18 protein-coding genes are annotated in these 21,327 nt (G+C 68.3%); 14 read left to right on the top strand and 4 right to left on the bottom strand.

What is annotated here, in order from left to right; all coding sequences use genetic code 11:
* Positions 1-59 precede the first annotated feature (59 nt).
* The 3 genes from G4G00_RS10040 to G4G00_RS10030 form a co-directional block, all read right to left on the bottom strand.
* Positions 60-893, bottom strand: coding sequence for an OmpA family protein (locus tag G4G00_RS10040; RefSeq protein WP_164273084.1), 834 nt, complete (start codon positions 891-893; stop codon positions 60-62).
* Between the two features lie 62 nt (positions 894-955).
* On the bottom strand, positions 956-5,509 hold the full coding sequence (locus tag G4G00_RS10035; protein WP_164273081.1) for a YadA-like family protein: 4,554 nt from the start codon (positions 5,507-5,509) through the stop codon (positions 956-958).
* A gap of 200 nt (positions 5,510-5,709) precedes the next feature.
* Positions 5,710-6,690 (bottom strand): helix-turn-helix domain-containing protein, encoded by a 981-nt coding sequence (locus G4G00_RS10030; RefSeq protein ID WP_108753304.1) that lies wholly within the window; start codon positions 6,688-6,690, stop codon positions 5,710-5,712.
* Between the two features lie 694 nt (positions 6,691-7,384).
* Here G4G00_RS10030 and G4G00_RS10025 point away from each other — a divergent pair.
* The 13 genes from G4G00_RS10025 to G4G00_RS09965 all read left to right on the top strand — a co-directional run bounded on the left by G4G00_RS10025 (position 7,385) and on the right by G4G00_RS09965 (position 19,908).
* Entirely contained in the window at positions 7,385-7,588 is a 204-nt protein-coding gene (locus G4G00_RS10025; RefSeq protein ID WP_108749830.1) for a Flp family type IVb pilin, read from the top strand.
* 99 nt (positions 7,589-7,687) lie between these two features.
* Complete coding sequence (locus G4G00_RS10020; protein ID WP_164273078.1) at positions 7,688-8,215, top strand: A24 family peptidase; 528 nt, start codon at positions 7,688-7,690, stop codon at positions 8,213-8,215.
* Positions 8,212-8,685, top strand: coding sequence for a TadE/TadG family type IV pilus assembly protein (locus tag G4G00_RS10015; protein WP_108753307.1), 474 nt, complete (start codon positions 8,212-8,214; stop codon positions 8,683-8,685). The genes G4G00_RS10020 and G4G00_RS10015 overlap by 4 nt, the downstream gene beginning before the upstream one ends.
* A 24-nt stretch (positions 8,686-8,709) precedes the next feature.
* Positions 8,710-9,750, top strand: a complete 1,041-nt coding sequence (gene cpaB / locus G4G00_RS10010; protein WP_164273075.1) for a Flp pilus assembly protein CpaB — start codon at positions 8,710-8,712, stop codon at positions 9,748-9,750.
* A gap of 18 nt (positions 9,751-9,768) precedes the next feature.
* Positions 9,769-11,127, top strand: a complete 1,359-nt coding sequence (locus tag G4G00_RS10005; RefSeq protein ID WP_164273072.1) for a type II and III secretion system protein family protein — start codon at positions 9,769-9,771, stop codon at positions 11,125-11,127.
* Between the two features lie 23 nt (positions 11,128-11,150).
* Positions 11,151-12,407, top strand: a complete 1,257-nt coding sequence (locus tag G4G00_RS10000; RefSeq protein ID WP_164273069.1) for a fimbrial protein — start codon at positions 11,151-11,153, stop codon at positions 12,405-12,407.
* Entirely contained in the window at positions 12,392-13,741 is a 1,350-nt protein-coding gene (locus G4G00_RS09995; RefSeq protein ID WP_164273066.1) for a CpaF family protein, read from the top strand. Before G4G00_RS10000 ends, G4G00_RS09995 begins: the two co-directional genes overlap by 16 nt.
* 2 nt (positions 13,742-13,743) lie before the next feature.
* A complete protein-coding gene (locus tag G4G00_RS09990) occupies positions 13,744-14,691 on the top strand; it encodes a type II secretion system F family protein (RefSeq protein ID WP_164273063.1) in 948 nt (315 codons plus the stop codon).
* Positions 14,692-14,719: 28 nt separating this feature from the next.
* On the top strand, positions 14,720-15,643 hold the full coding sequence (locus G4G00_RS09985; protein ID WP_108753312.1) for a type II secretion system F family protein: 924 nt from the start codon (positions 14,720-14,722) through the stop codon (positions 15,641-15,643).
* Between the two features lie 5 nt (positions 15,644-15,648).
* Positions 15,649-16,512 (top strand): Flp pilus assembly protein TadD, encoded by an 864-nt coding sequence (locus G4G00_RS09980; RefSeq protein WP_164273060.1) that lies wholly within the window; start codon positions 15,649-15,651, stop codon positions 16,510-16,512.
* On the top strand, positions 16,509-16,943 hold the full coding sequence (locus tag G4G00_RS09975; RefSeq protein WP_164273057.1) for a DUF3613 domain-containing protein: 435 nt from the start codon (positions 16,509-16,511) through the stop codon (positions 16,941-16,943). Before G4G00_RS09980 ends, G4G00_RS09975 begins: the two co-directional genes overlap by 4 nt.
* Positions 16,944-16,951: 8 nt before the next feature.
* Entirely contained in the window at positions 16,952-19,105 is a 2,154-nt protein-coding gene (locus G4G00_RS09970) for a TadG family pilus assembly protein (RefSeq protein ID WP_164273054.1), read from the top strand.
* Positions 19,106-19,203: 98 nt separating this feature from the next.
* A complete protein-coding gene (locus tag G4G00_RS09965) occupies positions 19,204-19,908 on the top strand; it encodes a DUF2968 domain-containing protein (protein WP_108749842.1) in 705 nt (234 codons plus the stop codon).
* 64 nt (positions 19,909-19,972) lie between these two features.
* Here G4G00_RS09965 and G4G00_RS09960 read toward each other — a convergent pair whose 3' ends face one another.
* The gene (locus G4G00_RS09960) at positions 19,973-20,335 is read right to left on the bottom strand and encodes a hypothetical protein (protein ID WP_164273051.1); all 363 of its coding nucleotides are present in this window, start codon (positions 20,333-20,335) and stop codon (positions 19,973-19,975) included.
* Positions 20,336-20,500: 165 nt separating this feature from the next.
* Here G4G00_RS09960 and G4G00_RS09955 point away from each other — a divergent pair, with 165 nt between their 5' ends.
* The gene (locus G4G00_RS09955) at positions 20,501-21,325 is read left to right on the top strand and encodes an alpha/beta hydrolase (protein ID WP_108749844.1); all 825 of its coding nucleotides are present in this window, start codon (positions 20,501-20,503) and stop codon (positions 21,323-21,325) included.
* Positions 21,326-21,327: the final 2 nt, after the last annotated feature.

Raw genomic sequence — 21,327 nt, 5'->3', positions numbered from 1 at the left:
GCCCGCCGGTAGACCAGGGGGAAAACACGCCGAACAACGCACCGCCGCTGGCAAGGCTGTCAATGCGGCTGCGCCACACCGGCGATCTGCACGCGCCGGTTCGGCGCCAGGCATGCGATCAGCTGGGCGCGATCGCGCTGCGCGCACTGCACCAGGGGGTCGGCAGCGCCGCGTCCTTCCGCACGGATGCTGGTGCCAGGGACCCCGCCCTGGACCAGCGCACTGCGCACGGCCTCGGCGCGCCGTTGCGACAGGTGCTGGTTATACGCGGCGCTGCCGATGCGGTCGGTGTAGCCCACCACCTGGATGGACTGCACCTGGCTGGCTTCACGCACCTGCCCCAGCACGCCCTGCACCACCTGCTGCCCGTTGGCGCTCAGGGCGGCGCTGTCGAAGGCAAACAGCGCATCGGCGGACAGATGCAGCGGTTGTTCTGGCAACGCGGCGGCCGGCGGCGGCGGCGGCGGACGCGGCGGGTCGAGCACGGCGGCGCAGGATTCGGGCTTCCAGTAACCGCCCTGGGCAATGCCCTTGTCATCGAAGCGCACCTGGAACTGGCAGGTGAAGTATTCGGCGCCCTGCGCGGTGCGGAAGTTGAACAGGTAGTTCCACTGGCGCACGCCCCACATGCCCTCGTTGAAGTGCGGCGTGCCCAGCAGGGTGTACAGCTGGCGCTTGCTCATGCCCGGCGCGAACCGGCGCAGATCGGCGATGTCCGGGTAGATGCCTTCCTTCAGCGAGTCCTTGCGCGCCTCCGGGAACACCACGCTGGCCTCGGCCGGGCCATCGCCTGCCGGCGCGTGGCTGCGGCAGGCGGCCAGCAGGCCGGCCACCAGCAACAGCACAAGCCAGGCGACGATGCGGCGCGATTGCAGGATGCGATGCAGTTTCATGTGCTTCCCCCTGTTGTACGGAACAGCGCCGCCGGGATGCGTTGGCGCCCCGGCGGCGTGCTTCACCACTGGATGCCGGCACCGACGGCCACGCCGGCTTCGCCGCGGCTGTTGGTGGAACCGCTGAACTTGTAGATCCAGCGCCCGCCTTCGGAGACACCGGAGATACCGACCGCCACACCCGATTCGCCGTTGTAGCTGCCAGCTGCGAACGAGGCCATGTTGCGGCCCGCTTCGCTGGGCTGCGGCAGCGAAGCGGTGGCCATGGCCGAGGCCACGCCTGCCGAGGCACGGCTGTCGGTCTTGCGCAGGTTGCGCTCGAAACCGCCCATGCGCTCATCGGTATAGGCCTTGGACCAGTCCAGGGTCTGCGCCATGCCCGACTTCAGCTGGTCCACGTTCACCGCATCGGTTCCGGCCGTGCCGGCGGCCACGTTGCGCACCGTGGTCGGGCCGCTGCTGGTACTGCCCAGGGTGACGCTGTTGTAGTTGGTGGCACCGTTGGTGGTGGTGTCGTAGCGGATGTTGCCCTGCTGAGAGGCCTGCAGCTGGCGCACGTTCACCGCATCGGTGGCGGCGCTGCCGTCGGCCACGTTCACCACCTGGCGTTCTGCGCCAGCCGCGCCGACCGACACCGTGTTGGCACGGTCGGCCACCGAACCGGCGCCCAGCGACACGGCATTATCGGCTTGCGCCTGGGCGCCGTTGCCAAGTGCGGTGGAGTTGGCCCCGGCCGCCACCGAACCGGCACCACCAGCGGCGGAATTGGCGCCGGTGGCGGCCGGATCGGCCAGGTTGTTGCTGTTGTTGGCGCGGAAGCTGCCTGCCACGTTGGTGATGTTCTGGATCTTCTGGTCGGTGTAGGCCTTGGACTGGTCGATGGCGTAGGTCACTCCGTTGTTCAACTGGCCCACGTTCACCGCATCGTAGGTGTCCGAACCATCGGCCACGTGGGTCACCTTGCGTTCGCTGCCGGTGCTGCCCACCGACACTTCGCCGGCCGAGTTGCTGGCACCGGTCTGGCCATAGGCGCCGGTGTAGCCGCTCTGCGCGCCCACGCTGGCCACCGCGCCGCTGCCCAGGGCCACGCTGTTGTCGGCGCTGGCACTGGCCCCGTTGCCCACCGCCACGCTGCCGGCACCGGCCGCACTGGCCTGCGGGCCCAGCGCCAGCGCTTCGGCGCCAGCGGCGGTCGCGGCGGCGGCGGTGGAGTTGACCGCCAGATACGGGCTGCTGCCGCCGCTGCTGATGCGCTGGTTGAGCACCTGCAGCGAACCATCCACGGCGGAGAACGCGGCGGTGACGTTGCTGTAGTCGTTCTGGATGAGCGTGCCATCGGTGGCGATGAAGGAGATGCGGAAGCTGGGCGCCACCCACAGGCCGGTGTTGCCGTCGTAGGTGGTACTGCCGCCGAAATAGCTGGCCACCGTGGTGTGGGTGGCGAACAGCTGGTCGCCGGTGATGGCATCGCTGCTGCCGGCCAGGATGCTGCCGGCGGCCACGTTGGTCACTTTCACCGGCGCGCCGCCGGTACCGCTCAGGCTGATCGAATCGACCACGTTGCCGCTGCCGTCCACGTCGTACTTCACCGCGCGCGCGTCCAGCTCGTCGCTCTGCTCGGCCACGTTGGCCAGCGAGACGCTCACCGCATCGAACGCGGTACCGACGTCGTTGTAGCTACCCTGGCTGAGCGAGCCATCGGCGGCCACGTTGTTCAGGGTGTAGGTGGGCGCCAGCACCACACCGCTGGCATCCACCGTGGCGCCGCCGCCCAGGTGGGTGGCCAGGGTCTGGTTGGCCGCGAACAGCTGCGCGCCATTGATCGCCTCGGTGCTGGCCGCACTCAGCTGGCCAGGGCCCAGATTGCGCAGCGTGGTGGCGGTGCCTGTCTGGCCCAGGGTGGCGCTGGCATAGTTCACGCTGCCATCGCCATTGAGGTCATAGCGCAGCGCGCCCTCTTCCGAGGCCTGCAGCTGCGACAGGTTCACCGCATCGGTGGCCGCCGTGGCCGCGGCAACATTGGTGATCTGCCGCTCTGCACCGGCCGCGCCCACCGACACCGTGTTGTCACGGTCGGCCAGGCTGTCGGCACCGACGGCGATGCTGTTCGCAGCGGCCGCCTGCGCATTGCTGCCCACCGCAATCGAATCGGCCCCTGCTGCGAGGGCTTCCACACCGGTGGAATTGACCCGCAGGTACTTGGTGCCGCCGTTGCGGATATCGGTGATCTGCGTGTTGAGATTGACCAGCGAGCCATCCACGGCATCGAAGGCGTCGGTGGCGTTGTCATACAGGCCCTGCGCGATCGCGCCGTCGCTGCCGATCGTGCTGATCTGGAACAGCGGCGCGGTGAAGGCACTGGTGGCCGGATCAAACGCGGCCTGGCCGCCGAAGAAGCGCGCGATGGCATCGTTGCTGGCGTAGAGCTGTGCGCCATTCACCGCTTCGGTGCTGCCGGCATTGATCGCCCCGGCGGCCAGGTTGGCCACCGTGGTGGCGCCGGTGCCATTGCCCAGGGTGATGCGGGTGTAGATCGGATCGCCCGCACCGTCCAGATCGTAGGTGACCGCCGCATCGCCCACTGCCTGGATCTGCGAGATGGCGCCCTGCAGCTGGGCCACGTTCACCGCATCGGTGGTGGCACTACCGGCGGCCACGTTGGTGATCTGGCGTTCGCCGCCGTTGGCGCTGCCCACCGACACTTCACCGGCCGACACCTGCGCGGTGGTCAGGCCATAGGCGCTGTAGCTGGCCTGGGCGCCGCGCACCGCGGCCGAGCGGAAGCCCAGTGCAACCGAATTGGCCTGGTTGGAGGTCGCTTCGGCACCCAACAGGGTCTGTCCGTTCGCGGTGCCGACTGCGCTGTCGCCGACGATGACCGAATGGCCCATGCGCGCGGCGTAGTCGGCGGTGGGCACGCCGGTGGGATTGCTGGGGTCATTGGTGCCGTTGCCGGGGAAGGCCACGTTGGCATCGACCTGCGGCAGTTCGTGGCGGGCATTGGCGCCGATCACCACTTCGCGCGAGCCGTTGGCGTAGGCGCCGTCACCCATCAGCACCTGGTAGTCCTGCGCGGCATTGACCGCCCAGCAGGAGATGTCGGCCAGGCCGATGTCCAGGCACTTGCCGGCCCATTCGGGCGAATCGGAGGGCAGCAGCAGGCCCAGCAGGCCGCCGGGATTGCCGTTGTTGATGTTGTAGATGTAGCTGTCGGAGGTCACCCCACCGATCAGGGTCAGATGCGAATTGCCGCCAGTGACCGCACCGCCCAGGCCGTTCAGCGTGCTGCCCACCGGCGAGGCGTTGACCAGCGGAATACCCAGTGCGTTGACCGCCGAATAGGTCTGCATGACGTTGGCGGTGCTGACCCGCAGGTTGCCGTTGCTCAGGTAGCCATCGCCGCCAAAGAGGCCGTTGGTGGTCGGGCCGATCAGCGCGCTCAAGCCGCCAACCACGCCGCCGTTGCCGATGATCAGCCCAGCGTTGGGATCGCCGGCGACCGGCGCCTTGCCGGTGCTGGCGGCAATGGGCGACGGCGAGGACAGGCCCAGGCCGCCGACCGCCCCACCGACCAAACCACCCACGGCGCCGGTCAGGTTGCCGACCGTTCCGTTCAAATCGCCATTGAGCAGGCTTCCCACCGCGTCGCCCACCCCGCCCAGCGCCGAACCGACGCCGTTCAACAGGCCGCCCAGGCCGAGCGCGGAGGTCTGGGCGGTGGCGGTCGCGTTGGCGGCCAGCTTGAGGTTGCGGTCGGCCACCACCGGCTGGCCATCCAGGCCCTGCACGCGCACGTTGCCCGCCACGCCGGTATCGAAGGCGGCGGTGATCGCGCGGTCGTCGGTATCCCCCGGGGTTTCTTCCTTGGCCGGCAGGGTGACCGCAGCGGTTGCGGCCACATCGGCATCGCCTTCGATGCGCTGGCCGATGACCGCCAGCTTGGCACCCACCTTGCCATCCACCGCCGCCTTCAGCCCGGCCGGGTCAACGCTGCCACCCACAGTGACGCGGGGCGCGGCGTCGACCGCGGCCACCGTGTGACCGCCCACGCCGACGTTCGCCTTCGCGTTGGCCTGCACCGTTGCCGCCAGCGGCGCCTGCGCCGAAGGCTGCAGTGCGGCGGTCACGCCCGTATCCAGCGCGACCGCTTCGCTGCCGCCCAGTGCGACCGATGCGTTGAGCTGGGCGCCCAGCGCCGGTGCCGACTGCGCCGGCGCAGCCAGCGTCACGTTGACCTTGGCCGGCAGCACGTTGCGCACGATCGGCAGCGCGCCGGTGTTCAGTTGCAGCGCAACGCGCGCATCGGCATTGGTTGCGGTGTTGGCCTGCGCCGCCCGTGCCGCCAACGCCACTTCGGCATCGACCTTCACCGGCATCGTCTGCGTGTACTTGGCTGCCAGCGCCTGCAGGTCACGCAGCGACTGGTTGCTTTCGGTCGCGTGCGCTGTACCGCTGGCCAATACGCACAGCAGCGCCAGGGCGAGCAGGCTCGGTGCCGGCATCGCGCTGCGCGCGTCGTGCAGGGTGGCGCCGGCGTTATCACCGGTGGCCAGTTCCGAAGCGACCACCATGGCATTGAGCTGGCGGTTCCAGACGCGTCGGTAGATGCGGTTCATGAGCAATTCCCCCGTAGGCGTACAGCTTGAAAGTCAGTGGAGTGCCGCAAGGCAGGTGACTGACATTTCGCGCCTTTCCGCGCGCACGGGGCACTTCATTCCGGCACGGCAATCGCGCATTCCGGCAAAACGACGGCCAGATTCGGCAGCCGGATATGCAAAACCGGCAGAACCGGGTATTCAGCAACGCAGGGAGTAACTCAGGCCGGTTGGCCGATCTGTGCCGGTGCGCGCATCAGCGTGTCGCGCGGCAGTTCGCCAAATACCTTGCGGTAATTATCTGCAAACCGCGAAAGATCCCACAGCCCGCAGCTCAGGGCGATGGCCTTCACCGAACGCCGACTGGAATCGGCCATGGACAGGCTGCGGCAGGCCGCGCACAGCCGCAGCATCGACAGGTAGCGGTTGGGCGAGGTGCCAAACAGATCCTCGAACGCGTAACGCAGGCCGCGCTCGCTGACCCCGGCGGCGTCGCAGATTTCATTCATATATATATTGCGACGCAGGTTGAGCCGCATGAAGTTCTCGGCGCGCTGCGCGATCAGGTAATGGGTGCGGCGCGCACGGCTGCACCCGGGGCGATCACCGGGGCCGGTGGCCAGCAGCGCCTGCACGTGCTCATGCAGCAGGCGCTCGGTTTCTTCGGCCTGCAGCACCCCGCCCTGGCCCAGCTGCTGGTGCAGCTGGTGATAATGCCGGGCCAGCGGCAGTTCATCGGCGCCCAGGTTGATCAACGAAAGCGCCTGCCCCGCCGGCGGCGTGCTGCGCAGGCTCAGCTCGGCCAGCTTGCGCTGCACGCGCTCCACCGGCACCAGCATCAGGGTCATCTGAGTGCCGGGGCTCAGGGTGAATTCGCTGATGCCTTCGGGAAGAATGGTCAATGCCATGCCCGGCGCCAGCGGCACGCCGTGGCACCAGCTGAGCGTGTCATCAGTGGTGTGCAGATACCCCAGCATGGCCCAGTCCGGTGGCAGCATGAACCGGCCACGGCAATGGAAGCCGCAGTGCAGACTGCAGAACAAGGCTTCTTCGTGCACCCGCGAAGCGAATGCCGCGCGCGGACCGTTGCCATCCAGCAGCAGCAGTTCCACGTCGCACACCCGCAGCACACCGCTGAGTGTGGCCAGGTCGATTGACCTGAGCCCGCTGTCGGCGCCGTCCGCCACCCCACCATCGACCATGACAGTGTCTTCCCCTGTTGGTTTGCCGCGCAGCACCGCCCCCACTGCCTTACAGGGCGCGTACTGCCTCCACGAACCTCCTGGTGCATGCCGACGGCGGCCTTCACAGATACCGCCCATCGGAAACCGCATAACCTTGAATGGGAGTATGCCCGATAATCGGTGTCCGTAAACAGATCACACTTTCGTTGCGGCCAACGCGTTCATTCCTGAATATAAACAGGGTTATGGCACAGTTTTCGCATGCAGCCATCACATAATCACGCAACCTGCACTTTCGTGAATCGTTGTGGCAGCCAACGGATATCGACCACAAAAGCGGCCTGAAATCTTCATGATTATTCCGGATCTGCCGAATTTGCATATAGGTTCCGGTTGCAGCCCACCCTCGTTCAGGCAAAGTCGATAGCACGGTGATCCGGCGTTGCAGCAGCGGCCGCACCCAGGGGGAACACGATGGACATGCGCAGCAGAACGACAGGCACGCACGACGGCCATGACCGGCCGGCTGCGCGCGCGTATGCGCCGATGCCGTCCCCCGGGAGCCGGATCTTCGCAGACGCGCCAGGCGGAACCATCCGCCCGGCCTCCTCCGCCAGGACGGCGAAGGCCCAGGGTTGATCCCGGCGGAGCCGGGCCACCACCCATGCAGTGCCCTGCAACACCATCTGACAGGTAGAGGGAGATCACCGTCATGAACGCTTCCATCAAGAAGTTCCTGAAAGAAGAAGACGGCGTTACCGCGCTGGAATACGGCCTGCTGGCCGCCGTGATCGCCGGGATCCTGGTGGCGGTCGGCAACGACCAGATCCGCGATTTCTTCGAAACGCTGTTCACCACACTCAAGAACGTGGTGACCAACGCAGCCGGCTCGGCCAGCGGCGGCACCGGCAGCTGACCGATCGCGCAGCTGCCGCCGGCCCGGTGCCGGTATCGCACCGCGATGCCGCGCCCGGGGCAGACGGAACAAGCGGGTAATGGACGACGAGGGTGCGTGATGACACTGCTGGGACTGCTGGCCATTGGGCTGTGCCTGCGGGTTGCGATCAGCGACCTGTACGCCCGTCGGGTGCCCAACGCCTGGCTGCTGGCGGCGTGCGTGCTGGCGCTGCCGTGGTTGCTGGCCAGCCAGCTGACCGCCACGCCGCAACCGCTGGCGGCGCACCTGCTGGGCGCGGTACTGGGTTTGTTGGCGCTGCTGCCGTTCCATCTGCTGCGCATGATGGGCGCCGGCGATGTGAAGTTCTTCGCGGTGCTGGGGTTGCTGCTGGGCTGGCAGGCGCTGTTGCCGGTCTGGATCGTCGCCAGTCTGGCCGCGGGACTGCACGCTGGCATCGTCGTGGCCTCGCGGCTGCTGGCACCGCGACTGCCGGCAACGCTGCAGGCGCAGCACTGGCAGGCCCACCCTGCCCTGCGCGACATGCAGCAGGCACGACAGGGCCGTAAGGGCGCGCCCTACGCGAGCTATCTGGCCCTGGCGGCCATCGGCTGGCTTCTGGTCACCACCTATGGAGGCGCCGCATGAAGCGCTGCGCGCCACGCCGGCAACACGGCGCTGCCACGATTGAATTCGCGCTGATGCTGATGCTCGGGCTGATCCCGCTGCTGATGTTCACCTTTTCCGGGGTGATGATCATGGCCGCGCAGCAGACGCTGGCAACGGCGTCGGCCGAAGGCGCACGCGCATCGCTGCGCTATGCCAGCGCGAACGAGCGCCGGGTGGCCGCCTGTACTGCAGCACGCCGCTCGATGCAGTGGCTGCTGCAGTTTTCCAGCCAGGAGCCGGATTGCAGCGCTGGCGGCAGCGGCGCCATCGTCGTCTCCCCCTTGGCCGCATGCAACGGCCTGGCCAGCGCGCAATGCGTGACGGTCACGGTCAGCTATGACTATGCCGCCCACCCCTTCCTGCCCGGCACCGGCACGCTGTACGGCTGGGTGATGGGCGATCCGATCCGCAGCAGTGCCGTGGCCCAGCTCGATCTGGGCAGCAACTGACCCACGTACCAGGAGAGGCGAATCATGTTGAAGCTGACCCGCATCGCCGCCATCGCGCTGATCGCATTGGCCGTGCTGCTGGCCCTGGTCGCCTTCGCTGTGGGCCGCACGCCCGCCACCGCGCCGGCCGCCGCACCGATTGCCAGCCAGCCCGGCGCCGCCACCATTACCGTGGTGGAAGCCATTGCCCGTCTGCCCGCCGGTGAGCCGATCACAGCGGCCGGCGTACGCCTGGCCCAGCGCACCCAGCCGGTACCCGGCGCCCCCACGGACCTGGCGGCGGTGGTCGGCAAGGTGCCGGTGCAGGACATCGCCGAAGGCAGCGCGATCAGCCAGGGGCTGCTGGCGCAGGGGTTCTCGCTGCAGCTGCGGCCTGGCGAGCGCGCGCTGGCGGTGCCGGTGGATGAACTGGTCGGCGCCGGCAACCGCATTCTTCCCGGCGATTTCGTCGATGTCTTCATGAACCTGCGCAGCAACAACAATGCGATCAATGGCACACAGGACGTGGCGCAGACCCGCCTGCTGCTGTCACGGCTGCGGGTGCTGAGCTACGGCCAGCAGGACATCGTTCCCGTTGCGGCGGAAGCGGCGGCGACCACGCCCGCCGACAACGACCCGCGCGCGGCCGACATCACCGGCGCCGGCAGTTCCAGCAGCACCAGCAAGGGCAGCGCAGAGGCTACCCAACCGGCGCGCAGCGCGGTGCTGGCCGTGCCGGTCGCCGAGGCGAACCGGCTGCTGCTGGGCGCGCAGCAGGGCAAGCTGTTCCTGGCGCTGCGCAACCCTGCTGACACCGGCCTGCCCGATGTGGCGCTGTTCGCGCCGGCCAAGGGCGTGCTCGATCCCGTGCGCGGCCTGGACGCCGAACAGCAGGCGGCGCTGCAACGCCCCGAGAACAATGCCTTTGCCGGCCTGGACGGCGAAGCACTGGCCGGCAAGGGCCTGACCGAACGCGCCCCCGCCGCACCCACTGCCCGTGCCAGCGCGCCGCGCCGCACTGCGCCGCGCCCGGCCGGCATCGAAATCATCCGCGGCGATAGCGCTGCGCCCCGCGGTTCCCTCTGACCGGATTCCGGAGCCTCCATGACCCAACGCCGCCACCGCCCAGCCCGATCACTGCACCAGCGCTGGCTGGCCCTGCTGCTGGTGGTGCTGGCGCCTGCCACCAGCTTGGCTGCCGACGATCTGGTGCTGCAGGCACGTGAGCAGCGCCCGTGGACCCTGCCCGCCGATCTGGAACGGGTCGCCATTGCCGACCCCGGCGTGGCCGACATCGTGATGCTGCGTGGGCAGCGCCAGGCCCTGCTGGTCGGCAAGGCGCCGGGCAGCACCACGCTGCTGCTGTGGCACCGCGCGCGCGCCGAACCGCAGCGCGTGCAGGTGCGCGTGCAGAGCGCGGTGCAGGGCGCTGCGGGCGCCGCCGACAGCGGACTTTCGTTCACCCAGCAGGACCAGCAGGGCCTGCTGCAGGGAAGCACCGACAGCGTGCTGTCGCACATGCAGGCGCAGAAGACCGCCGCCATGGCCCTGGGCAAGGACGGCCTGCTGGCCGATGCCTCCACCATTGCCAGCGGCGGCGTGGTACAGGTGGAAGTGAAGGTGGTGGAATTCAACAAGACCGCGCTGAAGCAGATCGGCATCAACTTCCAGAACAAGAATGGCTCGTTCGCCTATGGCATCGCCCGCCCTGGCGGGCGCCTGCCCGGCGACACCGGCTTGCTGCCGGGCATGGAAGAAGGCGGCAGCGCCAACGAGGATGATTCGCCGCTGTCCTCCGCGTTCCGCCTGGTGTTCGGTTCCACCAAGCACCGCTGGAATGCCGACGTGGACCTGCTGCAGGCCAACGGCATGGCCCGCGTATTGGCCGAACCCACGCTGGTGGCGCTTTCCGGGCAGAGCGCCAGCTTCCTGGCCGGCGGCGAACTGCCGATCCTGGAACCGCAGGGCCTGGGCACCACCACCATCACCTACAAGCCCTTCGGCATCGGCCTGACCGTCACCCCCACGGTGCTGGCACCGAACCGCATTGCGCTGAAGGTCGCACCCGAAGCCAGCGACCTGGACTACAGCAACGCGATCGCGCTCGATGGCGTGCAGATCCCTTCCATCACCACCCGCCGCGCCGATACCACGGTGGAACTGGGCGATGGCGAGAGCTTCGTGATCGGCGGCCTGGTCAGTTCCAGCGTGGCATCGACGGTGAACAAGATTCCGCTGCTGGGCGACCTGCCGATCATCGGCTCGTTCTTCCGCAACTTCGACTACAAGCGCCAGGACAAGGAACTGGTGATCATCGTGACCCCGCGCCTGGTGCAACCGCTGGCGCGCAATACCGAACTGGCGCTGCCCGGCGAACAGGAAGCACGCCCGAACCTGCCCGAATGGGGCGCCTGGCTGCTGGGCCCGATCAGTCGCGACCCGGTACCGGGCTTCTCGCGCTGACCGGCCACTGCAAGGACACCCCCATGCCCTATGCCACCGCACAGCCGCTGCATCCCGCCGGACCGCCGATGAACCTGGTCCTGTATGGCATGGACCGCGATCTGCTGCCGCGCCTGGCCGCAAAGCTGCCGCCGGGCACGGCGCTGCATTGGCAGGACAGTACCCAGCCGACCTCCGCGCAGGACCTGCAACGCGGGCAGCAGAATCTGGTGCTACTCGACTTCCGGCCCGAGCATGCGTCGGCGTCCACCGTGCTGGCCCAGCAACTGCAGCAGACCCAGCCGGAGCTGGTGCTGGTGGCCGTGGGTTCGACCAGTGCCGGTCAGGTGGAAGGGGTGGTGCTGGCGTTGCGCGCGGGGCTGCGCGACGTGCTGGACCTGGACAGCGACAACGCGGGTATCGAAGCCGCGCTGCGGCGCGCGCTCTCGCCACGTACGGCGGCCGCCCCGCAGCAGGCGCACAAGGCACGGCTGATCGTGCTGCTGGGCGTGCGCGCCGGCGTGGGCACCAGCACCCTGGCCGCGCATCTTTCGGTGCTGGCCCAGCAGACCCATCTGCTGGCGCAGGGCGAAGCACACCCACAGGACGGCCTGCTGCTGGAGCTGGCGCAGCCGGCCGGCGACCTGGCTCTGTATCTGAACCTGGACAGCCGTTTCCACTACGAAGACGCCCTGCGCAACGCCAGCCGCATCGATGCCACGCTGGCGCGCACGGCCATGGCGCGCCATACCAGCGGCCTGGTGCTGCTGGATCGCGCCAGCGGCAGCGACGCGGTGCCGCCCTCCGATCCCGGCGCCCTGCTGCAGCGCCTGCGCGGGGTGTTTGCCAGCGTGCTGTGCGATGCCGGCGGTTGCCCGCTGCGGCAACTGCCGCCGCTGCTGCTGGAACAGGCCGACGAGATCTGGTTGATCGCCGATGCGTCCATCGCCACCCTGGTGTCGCTGGACCACGCGCTGAAGCATCTTTCCGGTCAGCGTGACCGCGAAAAACGCCTGCAGCTGGTCATCAACCGCCATGACGACAGCGCCGGCATGAGCCCGGAACAGATTGCGCGACGCTTCGAACTGCCCCTGCTGGCCACGCTGCCCGAACGCTCGCGCGTACGCACCGCAGCCAGCCACGGCCATCTGCTGCTGCAGGACGCCCCGCGCGACCCGTACCTGCGCGCCCTCGCCCCGCTGGTCCAGCGCCTGGACCCTGCTGCCTGCCCGGTGCAGCCGCACGGCCTGCGGGAAAGACTTGCCCTTGCCCTGGGTGGATCGCAATGGAAGACAAAGTAACCCTGTTCCCGAACGCCCTCGCCCGTGCCAGCGCCCCCGACGCGGCCCCGGGCGTACTGCCGTTCGCGCAGACCGAGCAGTACCAGAAGGTGCTGTCGGCCGCGCACGAACACCTGCTCAACAGCATTGAAGACGAGCGCATCGACATCGATTCCTGGGCGCCGGACACCATCGCCCGATGGGTGCAGGTGCAGACGGTCAGCTTCATCCAGGAATGGCGCATTCCCATCAATGAAGAAGAAATGCAGGTGGTGGCCGAAGGCCTGGTGAAGGAGTTGACCGGCTTCGGACCCCTGGACGATCTGCTGCATGACCCGACCATCGAAGACATCCTGATCAACGGCTTCAAGGATGTGCATGTCTCGCAGGGCGGGCAGCTCAAGCGCGCCACCCAGCGCTTCACCGACGATACCCACCTGCTGCGCATCCTGCGCCGCATCCTGGCCCCGCTGGGCCGCCGCCTGGACGATTCCAACCCGATGGTGGATGCGCGCCTGCCCAACGGCGGCCGCCTGAACGCCATCATCGCGCCGTTGGCGGTGGACGGCCCGATGGTCTCCATCCGCAAGTTCCGCAAGGACCCGTTCACCCCGGACGAACTGCTGGCCAAGGGCACCTTCGATGCACCGATGCAGGCCCTGCTGAAAGCCATGGTGCTGGGGCGCTGCAACATCCTGGTGTCCGGCGGCACGAGTTCGGGCAAGACCTCGCTGCTGAACGCACTGGCCAGCTACATCCCGGCCAACGAGCGGGTGATCACCGTGGAAGACACCGCCGAACTGTCGTTGAACCACCCGCACGTGGTGCGCCTGGAAAGCCGCATCGGCGGTGCCGACGGCCACGGTGCGATCAGCATCCGCGACCTGGTGCGCAACAGCCTGCGCATGCGCCCGGACCGCATCGTGGTGGGCGAAGTGCGTGGTGCCGAAGTGCTGGAAATGCTGCAGGCCATGAACACCGGCCACGATGGCTCGATGGCCACCATCCACGCCAACACCCCGCGCGATTGCCTGTACCGCATCGAGATGCTGGCCGGTTTTGCCGGCTTCCAGGGCAGCGAAGACAGCCTGCGCCGGCAGATCGCCAGCGCCATCGACTTCATCGTGCAGATCTCGCGGCTGGGCAGTGGCCGCCGCGTGCTGGTCTCGATCACCGAAATCACCGGGGTCAGCGACAACCTGATCACCACCCAGGAAATGTTCCGTCACGAAGTGCAGATCGACGGCAACGGTCACGAGACCGATCGCTGGATCGGGCTCGGCTTCCACCCGCACTCGCACAAGCTGGAGCCCTTCCGCCAGCAGTTGCGCGATTCACTGTACGGAGACCTGTAAGCATGGGCACGGGCGTGCTGCTGATGGTGTTGAGCATTGTCTCGGTGCTGCTGGGCCTGGCCGCCTGGCTGTGGAGCAGCGCGCACAGCCGCGAGCAGCGGCAGGCCTCGCTGCAGCATGCCGAACAGCAGCTGGCCCGCGGCGCCGGCAGCCCGGTCGCCGACAGCGGCCGCGCCGCACCCGCGCCCGTGGCCGCTGCCGCCAGCAACCGGCGGACGCTGCCCTGGGACCCACTGCTGCAGCGGGCCGGCCTGCAGCCCGGCTGGAAACTGCCGGTGCTGCTGCTGGTGCCCGGTCTGGTGCTGTCGGCCACCGCAGTGGCGCGGCTGGGCACCGCGTGGATGTTCCCGCTCACCCTGGGCCTGTACCTGATCGGCTGCTGGCTGTGGCTGCTGCGGCGCATCGGCAAGCTGCAGGCCAAGCTGCTGCATCAGCTGCCGGATTTCCTGGACAACCTGGTGCGCCTGACCGCCCTGGGCAACAGCCTGCAGGCTGCCTTCCAGGTGGCCAGCACGCAGACCGCCGCGCCCCTGCGCGAGCTGCTGGACACCACGGTGCGCTACGCGCGCGGCGGCATGGAACTGGACCGCGCCCTGTCACTGGCCGCGCAGCCCTACCGCATGGACGTGCTAAAAGTGCTGGCGGTGGTGATCGGGGTGAGCGTGCGTATCGGCGGGCGTTCGGACCAGATCCTGCAACGTCTGGGCGACTTCATGCGCGATCTGGAACAGGCACAGCAGGAGTTGGCGGCGACCACGTCGGAAACGCGCATGTCGGCCTGGGTGCTGGGCCTGCTACCGCCGGCCAGTGCCGTGCTGATGGCCATTTCCAGCCCGGATTTCTTCCAGCCGATCCTGCACCACCCGCTGGGCCACAAGATCCTGGCGCTGGCCGTCGGCCTGGAGCTGGTGGGCGCCTTCCTGCTGTACCGACTGGCCAAATCGCTATGACCACAGGCACTGCCAGCGGAGGTGAACCATGAGCGCCAACACCTGGTGGATGTGCGCGCTGTTGCTGCTGGCCGCCGGCATCGCCCTGCTCGGCCTGGGGGGCTGGGTGCGCGGGCAGCGCGAGGCACGTGGTGAGGCCACGCTGAAGACCGCCCTGCAGCCCCGTGATGCCGAGACCGAAGCGACCCGCCGCGATTCGCTGGGCTGGCTGGAACGCCTGGGCCGGCAACTGAGCGGCGGCCGCCTGGAAGCCGCACTGCTGGCCAGCGAAGACCGCCTGCTGCTGGATCTGGCCGGCTGGAACACCCGCCGCGGCACGGCCATCTACCTGGGCCTGCGCCTGCTGCTGGCGGCCGTGGTGGTGGCACTGGCAATCGCACTCAGCGATGCACACGGGCTGGCCAAAGTGATGGTAGTGGTCGGCGCACTGGCCGCCGGCCTGCTGCTGCCCAAGTTCGTGCTGGGCGCCTGGGTGAAGCGCCGCCAGCGCGCCGTGCACAACGAATTGCCGCTGCTGATCGACCTGCTGCGCCTGCTGCAGGGCGTGGGTTTCAGCATGGACCAGAGCCTGCAGACCCTGGGCGACAAGCTGCGCGACGCACTGCCGGTGCTGGGCGGCGAACTGCAGGAAGCCAACGTGGCCTACACCCACGGCCGCAGCCGCGCGCAGTCACTGCGCCGCTTGAATGAAGTGTATGGCGATGACGATCTGTCCAGCCTTGTGCAGCTAATCCTGCAGGTGCATGCCCACGGCGGCGCGGTACAGGAGCCGTTGAAGCAGTTCAGCCTGCGCCTGCGCGAGCAGCGCCGCAATACCCTGAAAGAGAAGGTCGGCAAGCTGTCGGTGAAGATGACCGTGGTGATGATGCTGACCCTGCTGCCAGCGCTGATGCTGGTGCTTTCCGGCCCGGCGCTGGTCGCGCTGGCCACCACCATGTCGAAGATGGGATGACGTCCATGCCTGCTGCACGCCCTGCCCTGCTGCTGTTCGCCCTGGCCACCCTGGCCAGTGGCTGTGCGTCCAGCACGGCCAAGTACCTGCACACCCCCACACTGGCCGAACCCACGCCGGCACCGCAGGACAGCCGCAACACCTATCTGGAACTGATTTCGCGCATGCAGCAGCAGGGCGCGTGGTACGCCTCGCTGGCGCACGTGGATGCGTTCCGCCAGCGCTACGGCGACCTGCCCGCGCTGCGCCTGCTGCAGGCCGACGCGCTTCGCGAAACCGGGCAGACCGCCGCCGCAAGCGCGCTGTACCAGCAACTGGCCAACGGCGCGCAAGCCGCCGCGGCCGCGCATGGGTTGGGCCTGATTGCCGCCCATGCCGGTGATGATGCCGCGGCCGAGCAGGCGCTGGCGCGCGCCAGCCAGCTGCAACCGTTGAACACCGACTACCTGGGCGACCTGGGCTATGCACGCCTGCGCGCCGGGCAGTTCGAACAGGCGCGCGAACCGCTGGCCAAGGCGCTGGAACTGACCCCGGGCAACGCCAAGGCCACGGCCAACCTGTCGCTGTGGGCGCTGCTGCGCGGTGACACCGCCACGGCCGAACAGCTCGCGCAGCAGGCCAACCTCAACGACGAGACCCGTCGCAGCATCCAGCAGCAGGCACAGCAGATCCGCAGCCGCCTGCAGCAGCGCCAGAGCGCCGCCGTGGCACCGCCCCCGCCGACCGCCACGGCAACGCCGGCGCGCAGCATGCGGCTGGCAGCGGAAGCCCGGCGCGACAGCACCACCGACCGCGATCCGGCGCACCTGCCGCCGTCCATGCTGGAACGCTTCGGCTCCTCCCGCCCTGCCAACGAGGGAACCCCATGACCCTGTCCGCCCTGCTGCGCACCGTGCTGCCCCTGGCAACCCTTGCCGTTGCCCTGTCGGCGCCGCACGCATCGGCGCAATCCACGCAGTCCCCCCTGACCGGACAGATGCTGGGCGAGCGGACGACACCGGCACCCACGGTGCAGTCCGCGCAGCCGCTGGCCACGGTCGATACCACGGCTGCGCCGCCAGCCCCGCCGCCTGCGTACGTACCAGCCAGCACCACCGCCCGCCCGCAGCACGGCGACAGCGTCCGCAACCTGCTGCGGTTGCAGGCATCGGGCCAGCAGGCCGGCGCACGCCTGCCGATCCTGGGCGACCAGGCCACGGCCAGCTATGCGCGCTACCTGAAGAGTTTCGAGCACGAGATCCCCGACTTCTTCGATCCTGACGTCGGTCGTTCCAGCAACCGTTCCGGCTCATCACGCTGAGGTCGGCCATGCACCGGTCACGCCGCATCACCTTCAGCCGCCAGCGTGGCGGCATGTCGGTCACCCTGATGCTGGTGATGATCGCGCTGGTGGCCATGCTCGGCCTGATCGAAGTGGGCTACCTCTACTGGGCCAAGCGCGATGCACAGAAGGTGGCCGATCTGGCAGCGCTGGCCGGCGCGCAGCGCCTGGACCTGTGCAGCGCCGACAACAGTGACAACACCGCGGCACGGCAGAACGCGGTCAACCAGAACCGCTTCCCCGGCCAGGTGCAGGTGCAATGCGGCAACTGGAATGCCGCCCACGCCGCCGAGGACCACTTCAGCAGCACCGTGGATGCGGCCAATCCGCGCAACGCCGTGCGCGTGACCACCGAACGCAGCGTGCTGCCGTTCTTCGGCCAGAACAACACGCTGCCCACGGTGCGCACCCAGGCAGTCGCGCGCCGCGCCGAACCCACCGCGGTGTTCAGCGTGGGCTCGCAGCTGCTGCGCAGCAATGGCAATTCGCCGCTGATGGCCACCCTGCGCCTGGTCGGGCTGGATGTGAGCAATGCCACGGTGCTGTCCTACGATGGCCTGGCCCAGGTCAGCGTTACGCCTTCGGGCCTGCTGCAGGCGCTGGGCATTCCGGTCACCGCCGATCTGAGCGTGGCCGATTTCAATCGCCTGCTGGCGTTGAACCGCGTATCGCTGGCGCAGCTGGTCAACGCCACCGCCGAAGTCGTGGGCCGCAACAGCACCGCCGGCGTGCAGCTGCAGGCGCTGTCCAGCCTGGTGTCCACCGGCCTGGACATCAACCAGCTGAACATCGCGCTGGGCAGCCAAAGCGGTGGCGGCGGCCTGTTTGCCGAAGTCATCTCGCCCGACGGCACCATCGGCAGCGCGCTGGAATCGAAGGTCAATGTGCTGGACCTGTTGAACACCGCCATTTCCATTGCCAACGACAACAACGGCGTGCAGATCAGCGGGTTGAACCTGGTCGGCATCGAGGTCAAGGCAGGCGTGATCGAGCCCCCCTCCATCGCCATCGGCGGCGTTGGCGCGCGCGCCTACAACGCGCAGGTGCGGCTGATGGTGGACGTGGACAGCAACCGCGTGCCGGCCGTGGGCGCGCTGCTGAACCTGCTGGGCACCCGCCTGAAGCTGCCGCTGCACGTGGACGTGACCAATGCGATGGGCACGCTGACATCGCTGCAATGCGGTGCCGCGCCGCCCACCGCCACCATCCGCGTGGATTCGTCGGTGCTGCGTGCCTGCGTAGGCAGGATTGCCGAGGCCGATCGCTTTTCCAAGCAGAACGTCTGCGATGCCACCCTGCAGAGCGAGCAGTTGCTGACCCTGCTGGGCCAGCCGCTGATCAATGACCGCATCACCCTGCCGGCGCTGACCGCGCAACAGGATCTCACCCTGGCCGCCGGGCAGACCGGTTCCACCCGGATCAACCCGTTGGCGGTGGGCACGGCGGTGTCCGATCTGGTCAACGAGCTGCTGCGCGTGCTGTCGGGCATGCTGCAGAGCCCGCAGCAGGGCATGAGTTCCAGCGATACGGCCAAGGCGCTGGCCGACCGCTACCTGGCCGCTGCGCACCCCACCGGCGGACGCTACGACGTGGACAAGGTGATTCCACTGCTGCGCGACGGCGATGCCAGCCGCCAATTGAACCCGCTGGGCACCTGGACCGTCACCCAGGGCGTGCCCTACGCCTGCCCGCCGCTGTACCTCACCACGTGCCGCAAGGATGGCCCGGTGTGGGATGGCTACCGCACCACCGTCACCGGCCAGGGCCTGGGCGTGCTCGACGGCGTGCTGGGTTCGCTGCTGGGCGGGCTGCTGATCAACCGCTGCGACAGCCTGATCAGCAATCTGGTGAACTACAACGGCTGCGTCCGCAACAACCTGGCCGCTTACATCCAGACCGCCCCGGCCGGTTTCCTGGACCAGTACGCCGGCGGCGGCGTGACCACGCCGGGCAACGCCGTCAACTGCAGTGGCCTGCTGTGCGCGGTACTGACCCCGGTGCTGGCCGCGCTGAAGCCGGTGTTGAACAGCGTGGGCGCACTGCTGAGCGGCACCCTGGCCAGCCTGCTGGGGCTGGAGCTTGGCCGCACCGATGTGCAGGTGCAGTCGATCCAGTGCACGCCCGCGCAGCTGGTCTACTGAGCGCCGCCGCCCGGCTTGGCGCCGCGCCCGCCCATGCTAGACTCCGGGCGGGGAATCACATTCATCTCAACCACACTACGTTCGTGGATGGTCCAGACATGCGAGAAATTTCAGGGGGCACTGTCTTCGCCCGGTACCCGCGCGCGGTAGCGCTGCTGGCCACGGCCATGATTCTGGCGGCACCGTCGGCCATGGCCGCCCGTGGCGACCGCCAGGCCGCTGCCGAACCGGCACGCCCGGCCCCGGTGGTGCGCAACACGGTGGACGAACTGAAGCAGTTGATGGATGCCCAGCAACTGACCGAACTGCGCACCACCTACAACGGCAACTACGGCGCCAGCCTGCTGTTCAACGCCAACACGCTTACCTACTACGTGGCGCTGTTCCAGGAAAAGAATTTCTGGCGCGTGATCAAGACCGATGCGGTGGACAACGCCGAGCGCGTGTACCGCACCTTCGTGCAGCAGACCGAGCAGCTGGCCCAGGTGTATATCGACACCACCCGTCTGGAAGCGGGCAAGCGCTACACCGAACGCCTGGTGGCCTACAACGAAGAGCGCCTGCGCACCCTGCAGCAGGAAATGGAACAGCAGCAGGCGCAGTCGGCGCAGGTCAGCGCGGCGCTGCAGCAGGCACAGCAGCAGGCGGTCAGCCTGAGCACCGACGTGCAGAGCACCAACAGCCAGCTCGATGCCCTGCAGCGTCGCATCCAGATCCTGCAGGCCGAACAGGGCAACCCGGAACTGAGCCTGCCCAAGGCCGATGCCGCGTCTGGCGCTGGCGCTGGCGGCGACGGCCACTGAGCCCTCGCGCCTTGCGGCCACGCATGTCGCAAACGGCACCCTCGGGTGCCGTTTTCATGTGCGCTCAACGGCAGGCCGCACGCACAGCGTCGTCGAGCTGTCGCTGCTGCAGATAATCCGGCCGCAGCGCATCCGCCCGCCGCTGGCGCGCACGACTGCAACCGTCCGGATCGCGCTCGATGGGAATCAGCACCGCCCGTGCCGTTCCTGCGCGACGCTTGCGTGGGCGTGCCGTGGCCGCCGGTACGGCCGGCCTGGCCGGAGACGCCTCCGCAGGCACCTGCCACTTCCATTCAGCCTGGCCCTGGCACGGGGTCTGCTGATAGACCGCGTGCGGGCCGTCAATACATTTGTAGACGTTGGTCTGTGCCTGCACCGGCACGGCCAACAACAGCGCGAGCACCGCGCCTGCCATCACTCGGCTCATGACGCCCTCCTTGCCGGCATGGTTCCGCCCAATCCAGTGTGCCGCCAGAGGCCAATGCGACTTCCTGCCACAGCCGTGCAATGCCGGCGGAACAGGCTGCGCTGTACTGCACTTACACCGGTCACCGCGACCGGTGCCTGCCACCTTCCGCCAAAGGAATCCAACATGAGCAACTTCGTTACCGTCAAAGACGGCGCCCGCATCTTCTACAAGGACTGGGGCACCGGCCAGCCGGTCGTGTTCGCCCACGGCTGGCCGCTGTCGTCCGATGCCTGGGACCCGCAGATGCTGTTCATGGGCCAGAACGGCTACCGCGTGATCGCCCATGACCGCCGCAGCCACGGCCGTTCCAGCCAGACCTGGGACGGCAACAACATGGACACCTACGCCGATGACCTGGCCGCGGTGATCGAAGCACTGGACCTGCACGACGCCATCCTGGTCGGCCATTCCACCGGTGGTGGCGAAGTGGCGCACTACGTTGGCCGCCACGGCAGCAAGCGCGTGGCCAAGGTGGTGCTGGTCGGCGCAGTGCCGCCGCTGATGCTGAAGACCGCCAGCAACCCGGCCGGCACCCCGCTGGAGGTGTTCGACGGTATCCGCAAGGGCACCGCCGGTGACCGCTCGCAGTTCTTCAAGGACCTGACCACGCCATTCTTCGGCGCCAACCGCGACGGCAATGCCGTTACCCAGGGCATGCGCGATTCGTTCTGGCAGCAGGGCATGCTGGGCGGCGTGAAGGGTCAGTACGACTGCATCCACGAGTTCTCGGAAGTGGATTACACCGCCGATCTGCAGAAGATCGATGTGCCGGCGCTGGTGGTGCATGGCGACGATGATCAGATCGTGCCGTTCGATGCCTCGGCCAAGCTGTCCTCGCAGATCATCAAGGATGCCGAGCTGAAGGTCTACGCGGGCGCGCCGCACGGCCTGACCGTCACCCACGCCGACCAGTTCAACGCCGACCTGCTGGCGTTCGCACGCAAGTGATC

This window comes from Stenotrophomonas sp. B1-1, assembly GCF_010894375.1.
Taxonomy (GTDB): domain Bacteria; phylum Pseudomonadota; class Gammaproteobacteria; order Xanthomonadales; family Xanthomonadaceae; genus Stenotrophomonas.
The sequence above is the reverse complement of the archived record's forward strand: the minus strand, read 5'-3'. Positions and strand labels throughout refer to the sequence as shown.

Coding starts and splice junctions, on each gene's coding strand:
- G4G00_RS10035 (WP_164273081.1), bottom strand. CDS start 5,509: ATGAACCGCATCTACCGACGCGTCTGGAACCGCCAGCTCAATGCCATG.
- G4G00_RS10040 (WP_164273084.1), bottom strand. CDS start 893: ATGAAACTGCATCGCATCCTGCAATCGCGCCGCATCGTCGCCTGGCTT.
- G4G00_RS09965 (WP_108749842.1), top strand. CDS start 19,204: ATGCGAGAAATTTCAGGGGGCACTGTCTTCGCCCGGTACCCGCGCGCG.
- G4G00_RS10025 (WP_108749830.1), top strand. CDS start 7,385: ATGAACGCTTCCATCAAGAAGTTCCTGAAAGAAGAAGACGGCGTTACC.
- G4G00_RS09990 (WP_164273063.1), top strand. CDS start 13,744: ATGGGCACGGGCGTGCTGCTGATGGTGTTGAGCATTGTCTCGGTGCTG.
- G4G00_RS09960 (WP_164273051.1), bottom strand. CDS start 20,335: ATGAGCCGAGTGATGGCAGGCGCGGTGCTCGCGCTGTTGTTGGCCGTG.
- G4G00_RS10005 (WP_164273072.1), top strand. CDS start 9,769: ATGACCCAACGCCGCCACCGCCCAGCCCGATCACTGCACCAGCGCTGG.
- G4G00_RS09995 (WP_164273066.1), top strand. CDS start 12,392: ATGGAAGACAAAGTAACCCTGTTCCCGAACGCCCTCGCCCGTGCCAGC.
- G4G00_RS10020 (WP_164273078.1), top strand. CDS start 7,688: ATGACACTGCTGGGACTGCTGGCCATTGGGCTGTGCCTGCGGGTTGCG.
- G4G00_RS09970 (WP_164273054.1), top strand. CDS start 16,952: ATGCACCGGTCACGCCGCATCACCTTCAGCCGCCAGCGTGGCGGCATG.
- cpaB (WP_164273075.1), top strand. CDS start 8,710: ATGTTGAAGCTGACCCGCATCGCCGCCATCGCGCTGATCGCATTGGCC.
- G4G00_RS09980 (WP_164273060.1), top strand. CDS start 15,649: ATGCCTGCTGCACGCCCTGCCCTGCTGCTGTTCGCCCTGGCCACCCTG.
- G4G00_RS09985 (WP_108753312.1), top strand. CDS start 14,720: ATGAGCGCCAACACCTGGTGGATGTGCGCGCTGTTGCTGCTGGCCGCC.
- G4G00_RS10030 (WP_108753304.1), bottom strand. CDS start 6,690: ATGGTCGATGGTGGGGTGGCGGACGGCGCCGACAGCGGGCTCAGGTCA.
- G4G00_RS09955 (WP_108749844.1), top strand. CDS start 20,501: ATGAGCAACTTCGTTACCGTCAAAGACGGCGCCCGCATCTTCTACAAG.
- G4G00_RS10000 (WP_164273069.1), top strand. CDS start 11,151: ATGCCCTATGCCACCGCACAGCCGCTGCATCCCGCCGGACCGCCGATG.
- G4G00_RS10015 (WP_108753307.1), top strand. CDS start 8,212: ATGAAGCGCTGCGCGCCACGCCGGCAACACGGCGCTGCCACGATTGAA.
- G4G00_RS09975 (WP_164273057.1), top strand. CDS start 16,509: ATGACCCTGTCCGCCCTGCTGCGCACCGTGCTGCCCCTGGCAACCCTT.